This is a genomic window from Nocardioides sp. LHG3406-4, from assembly GCF_049897745.1.
Lineage (GTDB): Bacteria > Actinomycetota > Actinomycetes > Propionibacteriales > Nocardioidaceae > Nocardioides.
In genome coordinates, this window is sequence record NZ_JAFCWV010000001.1 from 596,728 (window position 1) to 608,904 (window position 12,177).

The 12,177-nt window shown below is 71.1% G+C and carries 15 protein-coding genes; all 15 read left to right on the forward strand.

Features of this window, described 5'->3' with window-relative positions:
- Positions 1–64 precede the first annotated feature (64 nt).
- A complete protein-coding gene (fliD, locus tag ACP7BP_RS02875) occupies positions 65–1,375 on the forward strand; it encodes a flagellar filament capping protein FliD (protein ID WP_426242299.1) in 1,311 nt (436 codons plus the stop codon).
- 10 nt (positions 1,376–1,385) lie between these two features.
- Entirely contained in the window at positions 1,386–1,766 is a 381-nt protein-coding gene (fliS, locus tag ACP7BP_RS02880) for a flagellar export chaperone FliS (RefSeq protein ID WP_426242301.1), read from the forward strand.
- A gap of 5 nt (positions 1,767–1,771) precedes the next feature.
- Positions 1,772–2,107, forward strand: coding sequence for a hypothetical protein (locus tag ACP7BP_RS02885; RefSeq protein ID WP_426242302.1), 336 nt, complete (start codon positions 1,772–1,774; stop codon positions 2,105–2,107).
- 265 nt (positions 2,108–2,372) lie between these two features.
- Entirely contained in the window at positions 2,373–2,732 is a 360-nt protein-coding gene (gene flgB, locus ACP7BP_RS02890) for a flagellar basal body rod protein FlgB (RefSeq protein WP_426242304.1), read from the forward strand.
- Complete coding sequence (locus ACP7BP_RS02895; RefSeq protein ID WP_426242306.1) at positions 2,732–3,124, forward strand: flagellar basal body rod protein FlgC; 393 nt, start codon at positions 2,732–2,734, stop codon at positions 3,122–3,124. The genes flgB and ACP7BP_RS02895 overlap by 1 nt, the downstream gene beginning before the upstream one ends.
- The gene (fliE, locus tag ACP7BP_RS02900) at positions 3,124–3,450 is read left to right on the forward strand and encodes a flagellar hook-basal body complex protein FliE (protein WP_426242308.1); all 327 of its coding nucleotides are present in this window, start codon (positions 3,124–3,126) and stop codon (positions 3,448–3,450) included. The genes ACP7BP_RS02895 and fliE overlap by 1 nt, the downstream gene beginning before the upstream one ends.
- A complete protein-coding gene (fliF, locus tag ACP7BP_RS02905; protein WP_426242310.1) occupies positions 3,450–5,027 on the forward strand; it encodes a flagellar basal-body MS-ring/collar protein FliF in 1,578 nt (525 codons plus the stop codon). The genes fliE and fliF overlap by 1 nt, the downstream gene beginning before the upstream one ends.
- Positions 5,027–6,049 carry a flagellar motor switch protein FliG gene (gene fliG / locus ACP7BP_RS02910; protein WP_426242312.1) on the forward strand — a complete coding sequence of 341 codons (1,023 nt, stop codon included), beginning with the start codon at positions 5,027–5,029 and terminating at the stop codon, positions 6,047–6,049. Before fliF ends, fliG begins: the two co-directional genes overlap by 1 nt.
- The gene (locus ACP7BP_RS02915) at positions 6,042–6,755 is read left to right on the forward strand and encodes a FliH/SctL family protein (protein ID WP_426242314.1); all 714 of its coding nucleotides are present in this window, start codon (positions 6,042–6,044) and stop codon (positions 6,753–6,755) included. The genes fliG and ACP7BP_RS02915 overlap by 8 nt, the downstream gene beginning before the upstream one ends.
- Positions 6,752–8,074 (forward strand): FliI/YscN family ATPase, encoded by a 1,323-nt coding sequence (locus tag ACP7BP_RS02920; RefSeq protein ID WP_426242315.1) that lies wholly within the window; start codon positions 6,752–6,754, stop codon positions 8,072–8,074. The genes ACP7BP_RS02915 and ACP7BP_RS02920 overlap by 4 nt, the downstream gene beginning before the upstream one ends.
- Positions 8,071–8,526 carry a flagellar FliJ family protein gene (locus ACP7BP_RS02925; protein WP_426242317.1) on the forward strand — a complete coding sequence of 152 codons (456 nt, stop codon included), beginning with the start codon at positions 8,071–8,073 and terminating at the stop codon, positions 8,524–8,526. Before ACP7BP_RS02920 ends, ACP7BP_RS02925 begins: the two co-directional genes overlap by 4 nt.
- A complete protein-coding gene (locus ACP7BP_RS02930; RefSeq protein ID WP_426242319.1) occupies positions 8,523–9,500 on the forward strand; it encodes a transglycosylase SLT domain-containing protein in 978 nt (325 codons plus the stop codon). Before ACP7BP_RS02925 ends, ACP7BP_RS02930 begins: the two co-directional genes overlap by 4 nt.
- On the forward strand, positions 9,497–10,759 hold the full coding sequence (locus ACP7BP_RS02935; RefSeq protein ID WP_426242320.1) for a flagellar hook-length control protein FliK: 1,263 nt from the start codon (positions 9,497–9,499) through the stop codon (positions 10,757–10,759). The genes ACP7BP_RS02930 and ACP7BP_RS02935 overlap by 4 nt, the downstream gene beginning before the upstream one ends.
- Positions 10,760–10,768: 9 nt before the next feature.
- A complete protein-coding gene (locus ACP7BP_RS02940; protein WP_426242322.1) occupies positions 10,769–11,242 on the forward strand; it encodes a flagellar hook assembly protein FlgD in 474 nt (157 codons plus the stop codon).
- Between the two features lie 21 nt (positions 11,243–11,263).
- Positions 11,264–12,118 (forward strand): flagellar hook-basal body complex protein, encoded by an 855-nt coding sequence (locus ACP7BP_RS02945; protein ID WP_426242324.1) that lies wholly within the window; start codon positions 11,264–11,266, stop codon positions 12,116–12,118.
- Positions 12,119–12,177: the final 59 nt, after the last annotated feature.

Here is a 12,177-nt window from a genome sequence, read left to right on the forward strand (position 1 = left end):
CAGGGGCGCAGCTCCGAGATCGCATCCAGAGACCACAGCCAGTGCCGAGACCCGGGAGGACGACATGCCAGCTGCGAGCATCGGCGGCCTGAGCAGCGGCCTGGACACCGCCGGAATCATCGCCCAGCTCATGCAGCTCGAGTCCATCCCGCAGGACCGGCTCAAGGCCAAGCTCACCACCGAGCAGTCCACGCTCAAGACGATCCAGGACCTCAACGCGAAGTTCGCGGCGATCACCACCGCGGCCGCCGACCTGACCAAGCCCGGCGCCTGGTCCCCGCTCAAGGCCACCAGCTCGCACGAGGGCGTCACCGTCAGCACGACCACCGGCACCGCGTCCGGCAACGTCAGTCTCCGGGTCGACCAGCTCGCCCAGGCGCACTCACTCCGTTTCGCGGGCGCCGCGACGACCAGTGACGTCGTCGTCTCCGGCGGCACCACCGTCGATCTCACGATCAACGGCGTGACCAAGACGCTCGACACCGGCGACGGCACCCTGGGTGGCCTCGTCAACTCCCTGAACGCCTCCGGCACCGGCGTACGCGCGAGCACGATGAAGCTCGACGACGGCACCTACCGGCTGACCGTGCAGTCCGCGGCGACGGGCGCCGCGTCGGCCTTCACGCTCACCTCCTCCGACGGCAGCGCCCTGCTCGGTGGGGCGACCGTCCAGGCCGGCCAGGACGCCGCGATCACCGTCGGGTCCGACGTCATCCACTCGACGAGCAACACCTTCCCCGGCCTGCTGTCGGGCGTCGACGTCACGATCAGCAGCAAGGCGCTCGGGCAGACGGTGACCCTCGACATCGCCGGCGACGCCACCGCCGCCCGCGACAAAGCCAAGGGACTGGTCGACAAAGTCAACGAGCTGCTGACGCAGATCGAGAAGCTGACGGCGTACGACCCCGCCACCAAGAAGTCCGGCGCGCTGGGTGGCAACAACTCGATCCGTGACCTGCGCAACCAGCTCCTCACCGCGGTCTACCCCGACTCCGGCAGCACGATGGCCGGCTTCGGCGTGCAGACCGACCGCTACGGCAAGCTCGTCTTCGACCCTGCCGCGTTCGACAAGGCGTACGCCGCCGACCCGGCCGCGACGTCCGCGTCGTTCTCGGACTTCTCCAGCCGCATCGAGGCGGTCGGCAAGGGCGCCAGCGACAAGTTCGACGGCAGCCTCACACAGATGGCCTCCGGCGCCACCCAGCAGATCGACCGCCTCCAGGACAGCATCGACGCCTGGGACAACAGGCTCGAGCTGCGTCAGCTGACCCTGACCCGCCAGTACACCGCCCTCGAGACGGCCCTGTCCCGGCTCGACAGCCAGTCCAGCTGGCTGTCCGGACAGCTCGGCTCGTCGTCCGGTTCCTCGGAATAAGGAAAGAGACATGACGCCCAACGCACGCGCGACCTACCTCGACGCGTCGATCGCCACCGCCAGCCCTGCGCGGCTGCTGGTCATGCTCTTCGACAGGCTGCAGCTCGACATCGGCCGCGCCCTCGAGGCCCAGGGGAACGGCGATCACCAGACCGCCCACCACGAGCTGCTGCATGCGCAGGACATCGTGCTGGAGCTGCGCGTCAGCCTCAAGCCCGAGCTGTTCGACGGCGGCCCCGCGCTGGCCCAGCTCTACGACTACCTCTACGCACAGCTCGTGCAGGCGAACGTGAGGCGCGATCCCGCTGTGACCGCCGAGTGCCAGCAGCTGGCCGGCCAGCTCGGTGACACCTGGCGCGAGGCCGCGATGCAGCTGGCGGTGAGCGCGTGACGGCCATGGCGCTCCACACACCGGAGATCGAGCTGACCTGGGCCACCGAGCTGGACCGGCTCGAGCTCGAGCTCTGCCAGATCGAGCGTCACCAGCTCGACAGCGCCACCGGCACCTTCGACCACCAACCCGCACTGGGGTGGGAGGAGCCGCGCGACCTCGGCCCCATCCCGCCGGCGCTGATGCCCCGTGCCCGGCAGATCCTCGTGCGCCAGCAGCAGCTCGCCGCCGGGCTGACCGACGCCCTGCAGCGCGTCATGCGCCAGCAGCGGTACACCGCACGGGTCACCCAGGCCGTCAACGCCGCACAGCTCCCCGTCTACCTCGACATCACTGCCTGAGACGTCGCCGGGACCTGCCGGCCAGCCGCCTCCGACCCCGGTCCGAGGCGGCTGGCCGGCTTCCGCACGTGCGAATGCGCCCGGGCCCGACCCCGACTTCGGGTGGATCCCGCGGGACCTTGGTCCCCTGCTTCGTCCGCCCCGGGCCATCTTCGGATGTTTACCCTCAATTGGGGATGAGCACGGCCGAAGATCCCAACTGAGCACGGATCGCTCACTCCCGCCGAAGGACCGGCACCCCCCTCGCTTCTCAGAGAGGTACGTCGTGTCCTTCGCGATATCCGATGCCGTCAGCCACGTGCTCAACAGCGCGCTGGACGGCGTCTCGCTTCGGCAGAACGTCATCGCCGACAACATCGCCAACGTCGACACTCCCGGCTTCCGCGCCTCCTCGGTGGACTTCGAGACCTCGCTGCGCTCGGCCATCGCGACCGGCGACATCGAGACGTCCCAGACCACGGCGACCGAGATGCCCACCGACACCCCGATCGGGGCCAACGGCAACAACGTCGACCTCCGCAAGGAGACGCTCGCCGCGATGCAGTCGCAGTTCCAGTACCAGATGATGAGCCGGGCCGTCTCCGACCGGCACAACCTCCTCCGCGCCTCCCTGAGCAGTCAGTGATGGGCGCCTTCGAGTCCCTGCGGATCGCCAACACCAGCCTGGGCATGCACCAGACCTGGCTCGACTCGCTCGCCGACAACATCGCCAACGCGAACACCATCACCGGCACCGACGAGGACGCCTTCCAGGCCCAGATGGTCATCGCCCGCGCCCGCCCCGACGGAGGCGTCGACGTGGCCGGCATCGCGGAGGGCGACCCGGAAGGCCGGCTGGTCTTCTCCCCCGACCACCCGTTGGCCGACGCGGACGGCTACGTCCGGTCGCCTGACATCGACCTCGGGTCGCAGATGTCGCAGCTGGTGATGGCCCAGCGGGGCTTCCAGGCGGCGGTCCAGGTCACCAAGACAGCCCAGGACGGCTACAACGCCGCCCTCCAGATCGGAAGGTCCTGATGAGTATCGGAGGCATCGAGGGTGTCGGCTTCACGCCGTTCACCGCTCCCGTCGCCGGCAGCGAGACGGTCACCCTCGGGAAGTCGTCGTCGGCCGAGGGCCCCAACAAGGCCTTCGGCGACATGCTGGTCGACGGCCTGCAGAACCTCGAGAACGTCACCGACCGAGCCGACGGCCTCGCGGTCCAGGCGGCCACCGGCGACCTGTCGAACATCCACGACTACACCGTCGCGGCCTCCGAGGCAGCGGTCACGACCCAGCTCACCGTCGCGGTGCGTAACCGCGCGGTCGAGGCCTTCAACGAGATCATGCGGATGCAGGTCTGATGCGCCACAACATCACGCGGTCCCTGAGCCGCTACCAGAGCACCTTCAACTCCTTCGCCCCCGGGCAGAAGGTCGTCGCCGTCGTCGGCACCCTCGGCCTGCTGCTGGCAGGCTTCATGGTGTTCCGCTGGGCATCGACCCCCGACTACAGCCCGCTCTTCAGCAACATGTCGTCGAAGGACGCCTCCGCGGTCATCGAGAAGCTCGACGCGGACGGCGTCCCCTACGAGATCAGCGGTGGCGGCGGGACCGTGATGGTGCCCCAGGACAAGGTCTACGCGACCAGGATCGCGCTGAGCGGCGAGGGCCTGCCCACCAGCTCCGACGGCGGCTACTCCCTGCTGGACTCGCAGTCGATCTCGGCCTCGCAGTTCCAGGAGCAGACGGCCTTCAAGCGGGCGATGGAGGGCGAGCTCTCGCGCACCATCGGCGCCATCGACGGCGTCGAGACCGCTGTCGTGCACCTGGCCATGCCCGAGAAGCAGGTCTTCGCCGACGAGCAGGACCCGACCACCGCCTCGGTGCTGGTCGCCACCGCCGCCGGAGCCACCCTCCAGCCCAACCAGGTGCAGGCGATCGTGCACCTGGTGGCCTCGTCCATCGACGGGCTCGACCCGGCCAAGGTCACCGTCGCCGACGCGACTGGCCAGGTTCTCTCCGTCGACGACGGCACCGGCAGCGGCAGCGCCAGCACCCGCAGCCAGCAGGTCGAGGACTACCAGGACCAGATGACGACGAAGATCCAGCAGATGCTTGACCGCGTCGTCGGCTCGGGCAACTCCAAGGTCACCGTCTCGGCCAACCTCGACTTCGACAAGTCGGTGCAGGAGTCCAAGTCCTACACGACCAAGGAGAACGCCAAGCCGCTCTCCGAGTCGGTGCAGACCGAGGAGTACAAGGGTCCCGGCGGATCCAGCATCGGCGGCGTCGTCGGCCCCGACGGCCAGATGGAGCCGACCGGCGGCGCCGGCAAGGACGGCGCGTACAAGAAGGAGTCGAAGACCTCCGACAACGCCGTCGACACCGTCGTCGAGCACCGCGAGTCGGCACCGGGCGCACCCGAGCTGGTCTCCGTCTCCGCGGTGCTCGACTCCGCCGCGGCCCGCGACATCAGCACCGAGGACGTCGCCGCGCTCATCGTCGCCGGCGCCGGACTCGACGAGGCGCGTGGGGACCTCGTGGAGGTGCAGGCGATGCCCTTCGACCGCACCGCCGAGGAGGCCGCGAAGAAGGAGCTCGAGGACGCCGCAGCCGCCGAGAAGAAGGCCAACATGAACGAGGCGATCCGCAACGGCGCCCTGGGCGGCGTCGTCGCGCTGATCCTGGCTCTGGCGTGGTTCAAGGGCCGCAAGCGGGCCAAGGCGCGCGACCAGGCCACCACGTACGTCGTCGAGCAGCTCCGCAACGAGTCGGCAGCTCGCACGGCGACCCCGGTCGAGCCGCCGCCCGCGGTGCTAGCGCTCGAGTCCACCGAGCAGGCCAAGGCCGAGGAGATGCGCGCCGAGCTGGCCGCCCTGGTCGAACGGCAGCCCGAGGAAGTCGCCTCCCTGCTCCGCGGCTGGCTGGTGCAGAACTGATGTCCGAGGGAACAGTCGCCGTCGCCAACGCCGGGGTCCGCAAGGCAGCGATCGTGCTGATCCAGCTGGGCCGCGACCGGGCCGCCTCCGTGATGGCGCACATGTCGGAGGCCGAGGTCGAGGCCGTGTCGGCCGAGATCGCCCGCCTCGACAACGTCAACGCCGCCGAGAGCGGCCAGATCCTCGAGGAGTTCCGCGACCTGCTCACCGCTCGCGCGCACATCCAGCAGGGTGGCCTGGCGTTCGCCCAGCAGATCCTCGAGCAGTCCCTCGGTGCCGAGCGCGCCGCGGAGATCATCGAGCGCCTCAACGCCGCCGTCGTACAGATGCCGTTCCAGTTCCTGCACCGTGCCGACCCGGCCCAGCTGCGCTCCTTCATCGCCGACGAGCACCCGCAGGTCATCGCGATGGTGCTGGCGCACATGACGGCCGAGAAGGCCTCGCTCCTGCTGTCGGGCCTGCCGCCCGAGCAGCAGGCGCAGGTCGCGCACCGGATCGCGGTCATGGACCGCACCTCGCCCGAGATCATCCGCACCGTCGAGGCCACGCTGGAGCGCAAGCTCTCCTCCATGCTGCAGCCGACCGAGACCTCGCGCGTCGGCGGCGTCGACCCGCTGGTCAACATCATCAACCGCTCCGACCGGGCCACCGAGCGGCAGATCATCGAGGGCCTCGAGAACCTGGACCAAGTGCTGGCCGAAGAGGTGCGCAGCCGGATGTTCATGTTCGAGGACATCACCATGATCGACGACCGCTCCGTGCAGCAGATCCTGCGGGGCGTCGACACCGCGACGCTGTCGCTGGCGCTCAAGGGCGTGGCCGAGGAGGTCCGCTCGAAGATCACCACGAACCTGTCCCAGCGCGCCGCCGAGGGCCTCGTCGAGGAGATCGAGCTGCTCGGACCGGTGCGGCTCGTCCAGGTCGAGGAGGCACAGCAGGCGGTCATCCGCACGATGCGCCAGCTCGAGGAGAAGGGCGAGATCTCGATCCGCCGAGCCAACGAGGAGGAGTACGTTGTCTGAGGCGCTGGCGGCTGACTTCCGTCCCACCACGACCGGCATCCCGCAGGACGCCGACATCTCCACGATCGCGACGGTCGCGACCCTGCCCGAGCTTCGCAAGGGGCACTGGACGAGGTACGGCAACAGCGGCGTGCTCGCCGACGAGGTCACCGAGCACGCGCTCGCCGCCCTCGCGGAGACCACTCGCGCCGCCGCCCGCTCGCAGGGTTACGCCATCGGGTGGACCGAGGGTCGTCGCGATGCCGAGGCATCGGCGTACGTCGCCGCGCGCCGGCACCAGGAGGAGGCCGACCTGGATCGTCAGCGCCACGAGGCCGAGCACCGCGCGGCCCTGGACGTGCTGAAGAGGACCACCGCCCAGCTCGTGACCGCCATCGACGAGTGCCGTCGCGACGTCGACGAGCGCGCCACCGACCTCGCCTTCGAGCTCACCCGCACGATCGTCGGCGCGGCACAGGAGCGCGAGACCGACGGAGACGTCGTACGCCGAGTGCTGGCCGCGACGCCGCAGCAGACCGGCGTCACGGTGCGGGTCAACCCCCGCACCGGCGCGCAGGCCGACCTGTCGGGACTCACCAGCCAGGGCATCACCGTCGTCGTCGACCCCACCCTGGACCAGGGCGACGTGCTCATCGAGACCGACGCTCGCGTCGTCGACCTGCGCGTCTCCACCGCCATGGCCCGCGTCGGGGAGGCCCTCCGGTGAGTGTCCTCACTGAGTCGGTGCGCCGGGCAGCGCTCGATGCCGCCCGGCCGATCGTGCTCGGCCGCGTGACGCGCGTGCTGGGCCTGCAGGTCCAGGTCAGCGGGCTGGCCGCCGCCATCGGCGACGTGGTCTCGATCGGTGAGCGCAACCCCGTGCTGGCCGAGGTGGCTGCCAGCGGTCCGGCCGGCCTCACCTGCCTGCCGCTCGGCTCGACGACCGGTCTCACGGCAGGTGTGTCCGTGCGGCACACCGGCGGCCCGCTGGCGATCCACGTCGGTGAGCAGCTGCTCGGCCGAGTGGTCGACGGCATCGGCCGGCCCGTCGACGGTGGTCCGTCCCTCACCGGGCTCGAGACCGTGGGCGTCAACCTCACTCCTCCCCAGGCGCTGCAGCGGCCCCGCATCGACCACCAGATCGGCACCGGCGTCCGGGCTGTCGACGCTCTCACCCCGCTCGGCCGCGGCCAGCGCCTCGGCATCATGGCCGGCTCGGGTGTCGGCAAGTCGAGCCTGCTCTCGATGGTCGCCCGCGGGACCGACGCCGACGTCTCGGTCATCGCCCTGGTCGGCGAGCGTGGCCGCGAGGTGCGCGAGTTCATCGAGAACGACCTGGGTCCCGAGGGCCTGGCCCGCTCCGTCGTGGTGGTGGCGACATCTGACGCACCGCCCGTCGAACGGCTGCGCGCGGCCTTCGTCGCGACCCGCATCGCCGAGTGGTTCCGCGACAGCGGACGCCACGTGATGCTGATGATGGACAGCCTCACCCGCGTCGCCATGGCCCAGCGCGAGATCGGGCTCTCGGCCGGCGAGCCGCCCGCCACGCGGGGCTACCCGCCCAGCGTCTTCGCCCTCCTCCCCCAGCTCCTCGAGCGGGCCGGCACCTCGCCGGAGGGCAGCATCACCGGCCTCTACACGGTGCTCATCGAGGGCGACGACCTCCAGGACCCCGTCGGCGACACCGCCCGGTCGATCCTCGACGGCCACATCGTCCTCTCGCGCCGGCTCGCCACCTCGGGCCACTTCCCCAGCATCGACGTGCTCGAGTCGATCAGCCGGGTCACCTCCGCCGTGACGACGGTCGACCAGCGCGCCGACGCGACACGGATGCGCCGCCTGATGGCCGCGCACCGCGACGTCCGCGAGCTCGTCGAGATCGGTGCCTACGTCAGCGGCGCCGACGCCGACGCCGACGCAGCCATCGCCGCGATGCCTGCCATGGACGCCTTCCTGCGCCAGGAGATGGGCGAGGCGAGCCCGCTCGCGACCACCTGGGCGCGGCTGCACGACGTCGTCGGCCATGGGCCCGGGGCAGCCCGATGACCGCGAAGCACGACGCCGGCCTCCGGGCCGTCGCGCGAGTCCGAGATGTCCGCGAGCGCGACAGCAGGCACGGACTGTCGACCGCCATCGCGGAGCACGCGGCTGTCGAGGCGGGAGTGCGCACTCTCGAGGGCCAGCTCGCCGCACAGGCGTCCTTCGTCTCGGGGACCTCGGTGACCTACCTGGCCGACCGCAGGCACGCCCTCGCGGTGGGCGAGGCGCTGATCGGCCGACGCGAGGACCTTCGCGTCTCGGCCTCCGTCATGGCCGCGGCCACCGCGCACTGGCGCAGCGACCGGTCCCGCCTGGAGGCGGTGACCATGCTGCTCGAGCGTCGTGCGGAGCAGCGTCGTGCAGAACGTGCCCGCATCGAGGCCCACCACCTCGACGACATCGCCGGCCAGGGCTGGCTGCGCCGCAGGCAGGCCATGGACGAGGAGGGCGACGCGTGACCATCAACGACGTGACCTCCCGGATCTCCCAGATCCAGTCGCAGATCAACCTGCTGACCCCGGCCAGCAACCCGGTGTCGAGCGCCGCCTTCGCCAACGCCCTCAGCGCGACGTCGCTGACGTCGACGGCGAGCGGCGGGATGGCCAGCGCCGGGGCCACCGCCGACGGGTTGGCCGTGGTCGAGGAGGCCAAGCAGTACGTCGGTGTCCCCTACGTGTGGGGCGGCACGAGCCCGACCGGCATGGACTGCTCCGGACTCGTGCAGCTGGTCTACAAGGAGTTCGGCTACGACCTGCCGCGCGTCTCCGCCGACCAGGCCAGAGCGGGCCGGCCCGTGGCGAGCATGGCGGAGGCCCGCCCCGGCGACCTGATCGCGTGGGACAACTCCAGCCGCAACAGCGGCGTCGACCACATCGCCATCTACATGGGCGACGGCAAGATGATCGAGGCCCCGCGCACGGGCCTGGACGTCCGCATCGTCGACGTGCCCTCCACGCCCGACGTCATCCGTCGCATCCTGCCCGACGCGGCCCCGGTGACGTCGACCTCGCCCACGACGACGGCGAGCGTCTCCGGTGGCGGCGTCCCCAGCTTCGTGCCGTACGCCGACGCCTTCAACACCGCGGGCCGCACCTACGGCATCGACCCGATGCTGCTGTCGGCGGTCGCCCGCCAGGAGTCCGGCTTCGATGCGGCCGCCGTGAGCTCGGCCGGCGCCCAGGGCCTCATGCAGCTGATGCCGGCGACCGCGAAGGGCCTGGGCGTGACCGACCCGTTCGACCCCACCCAGTCCGTGGCCGGTGCCGCGCGCCTCCTCAAGGACCTGATGAGCCGCTTCGGCAGCACCGAGCTCGCGCTGGCCGCCTACAACGCCGGGCCGGGTGCCGTCCTGAAGTACGACGGCGTCCCGCCGTACGCCGAGACCCAGAACTACGTCCGTTCGATCATGACGACCATGGAGGCCACCACATGAGCGGGATCTCGATGATGCCCGCGGCGCCAGTCGCCGTGCCCACCCCCGCGCCGGCGGCCTCGAAGGCGGGCGATGCCGCCGCGGAGCCGGGCGTGTTCGCCAGCCTGATGGCCGGGCTGCTCGGGGAGGACACGGCAGTCGCCACCGGCGACGCCGGAGGTGCCGGCGGTGCTGCGACCGACGAGACGGACCAGACCGTCGCGGACGCCGACTCGGTGCTCGTGGCCGCGGCCGTGCCGGTTGCCAACCCGGCGGCTGCCGCCATCGCGACGCCCGTCGCGGTCGCTCCGGCCGCGCCGGGCACGGCGGATTCAGAGGGCTCGACCGAGTCCACGACGTCGACCCTGCCCCAGGTGGCCGCCGACGGCGGGGTCGAGGTCACGCGCACCTACGGCTGCACCACCGGAATGGTCGTCAAGGGCGGCCCTCGGGCTCCCGAGCTGCCTGGCCTGCCGGGTACGCCGGGTCAGCCCGCGGCCTCGACCCAGCCGGGCCAGCCGGGCGGCGTACCCGCGACCGGACCGGCGCCAGAGGGCGCCGGCGACGGCACGGCTTCCCCGGGCACCGCCCAGGCCGTCCCCGCCACCGCGGCCACCGCCGTCCCGGCGCCCGCCACCGCCACCGACCCGGGTGCAGCCGCCCCTGCTACCGCGGCCCCGCAGCCCGTCGTGCCGAACGCGGCGGTGACGCCTCCGGCGGTCACCGCGCCGCTCACCGCGGCGGGGCCGGTGCATGCCGGCCCGCACCACATCCCCGACCAGGTCACGGCCCAGGTCTTCCCCGAGATCGGCCGGCTCGCGGTGCGTGCGAGCTCGGGCGGAGAGGGCATTCACCGGATCACCCTCAACCTGCACCCGGAGACCTTGGGCGACGTCCGGGTCACCCTGTCGGTGCGCGGCGGGGAGATGAAGATCAACATCCACGCGGCCACCGAAGCCGGGCGGATCATGGCCGAGGGCCTCCCCGAGCTCCGCCGGCTGCTCGGCCACGCGGGGGCCGACGCGATCGTCGCCGTACGCGACACCGGCGCCGGAGGCGCCACTTTGAGCACTGCCGACCAGGGGAGCAACCGCTCCGACCTGAGCCGCAGCGGGTACGACGCGCACCAGCAGCAGCGCGACGCCCAGGGCCGAGACGCACGGACGCGTGAGGGCCACTTCGCCACGGATGGCTCGAACAGCGGACCACGGGGCTCAGCCTCCGGTCCGCTCAACCAGGTCCGCGCCAGCCGCTCTGCGGGTGTCGACGTGACCGTGTGAGGAGCCACCGTGTCGATTCCCCCCGTGGAAAGCGTCACGACCGGCATGTTCGGTCCCGTCGAGAACGCCGGGACCGCCAGCACCGCCGGTGAGGACAAGGAGATGTTCCTGAAGCTCCTGGTCGCCCAGATGAAGTACCAGGACCCGATGAACCCCACCGACTCCAGCCAGTTCCTGGCCCAGTCTGCACAGTTCACGGCCCTGGAGAAGATGCAGGCCGTCGCCGACCAGACCGGACAGCTGCTGGCCGCCCAGGTGGCGTTCGGGGCAACCGGCCTCGTCGGCCGCCAGGTCACCTACCTGGACGAGGCGGGGGCGACCGCGTCCGGGCTCGTCTCCGGCGTCACCTTCGGAGCCGACGGTCCCGTGCTCGACGTGGCCGGCAAGACGGTTCCGCTCGGGTCCGTCCAGTCCGTCGCCACCGCCGGTACCGCGCCCACCACGCCGCCCACCACCCCACCCACCCAGACCATCTCCGCCTGAGCGGACAAGAAAGGAACCACCATGCTTCGCTCTCTCTTCGCCGGCATCAGCGGCCTCCGCGTGAACCAGACCATGCTCGACGTGACCGGCAACAACATCGCCAACGCCAACACCACCGGCTTCAAGGCCAGCACCACCGTCTTCAAGGACACGCTGAGCCAGATGCTCACCGGCGCGTCGGGCTCGACCGCCGACCAGGGTGGCACCAACCCCATCCAGATCGGCCTCGGCGTGCAGCTGGCCTCCACCAATACCAACTTCAACCAGGGCTCGGCCCAGAGCACCGGCCGCGCCACCGACTTGATGCTCCAGGGCGACGGCTTCTTCGTCGTCGAGTCCAACGGCCAGCAGGTCTACACCCGCGCCGGCGCGTTCAACTTCGACGAGACCGACTTCCTGGTCACCCCGGCCGGAGCCCGCGTGCAGGGCTACGCCCTGGACGCCACCGGCGTGCCCACCGGTGGACTCACCGATGTCACCCTCGGCACCGCCGGCCTCACGCCGCCCGTGCCCGCGGGCGTCGAGCTGAAGACGTACACGATCGGCGCGTCGGGCATCGTCCGCGGCGTCTTCTCCGACGGCGTCCAGCGCGACATGATGCAGATCGCGATCGCCGACTTCAACAACCCGATGGGCCTGGAGAAGGTGGGCGAGACGAGCTTCCGCGAGTCCGCCAACTCCGGCGCCGCGCAGCTCGGCGTGTCGGGCCAGGGCGCCCGCGGCACCCTGCTGGCAGGCTCCGTCGAGATGTCGAACGTCGACCTGGCAGCCGAGTTCACCAACCTGATCCTCGCCCAGCGCGGCTTCCAGGCCTCCAGCCGCGTCATCACCACCTCCGACCAGGTGCTCGAGGAGCTCGTGAACATCAAGCGCTAGCTCTCGGCGCCTCCTGGGGGCGCGGCCGGCTCCACGGGGGGTCGGCCGCGCCTCTTTTC

Excerpts from the sequence above, each read along its gene's own strand:
- fliF (WP_426242310.1), top strand. The coding sequence starts at position 3,450 with ATGCGCCACAACATCACGCGGTCCCTGAGCCGCTACCAGAGCACCTTC.
- fliD (WP_426242299.1), top strand. The coding sequence starts at position 65 with ATGCCAGCTGCGAGCATCGGCGGCCTGAGCAGCGGCCTGGACACCGCC.
- ACP7BP_RS02935 (WP_426242320.1), top strand. The coding sequence starts at position 9,497 with ATGAGCGGGATCTCGATGATGCCCGCGGCGCCAGTCGCCGTGCCCACC.
- fliS (WP_426242301.1), top strand. The coding sequence starts at position 1,386 with ATGACGCCCAACGCACGCGCGACCTACCTCGACGCGTCGATCGCCACC.
- ACP7BP_RS02945 (WP_426242324.1), top strand. The coding sequence starts at position 11,264 with ATGCTTCGCTCTCTCTTCGCCGGCATCAGCGGCCTCCGCGTGAACCAG.
- fliE (WP_426242308.1), top strand. The coding sequence starts at position 3,124 with ATGAGTATCGGAGGCATCGAGGGTGTCGGCTTCACGCCGTTCACCGCT.
- ACP7BP_RS02885 (WP_426242302.1), top strand. The coding sequence starts at position 1,772 with ATGGCGCTCCACACACCGGAGATCGAGCTGACCTGGGCCACCGAGCTG.
- ACP7BP_RS02895 (WP_426242306.1), top strand. The coding sequence starts at position 2,732 with ATGGGCGCCTTCGAGTCCCTGCGGATCGCCAACACCAGCCTGGGCATG.
- ACP7BP_RS02925 (WP_426242317.1), top strand. The coding sequence starts at position 8,071 with ATGACCGCGAAGCACGACGCCGGCCTCCGGGCCGTCGCGCGAGTCCGA.
- fliG (WP_426242312.1), top strand. The coding sequence starts at position 5,027 with ATGTCCGAGGGAACAGTCGCCGTCGCCAACGCCGGGGTCCGCAAGGCA.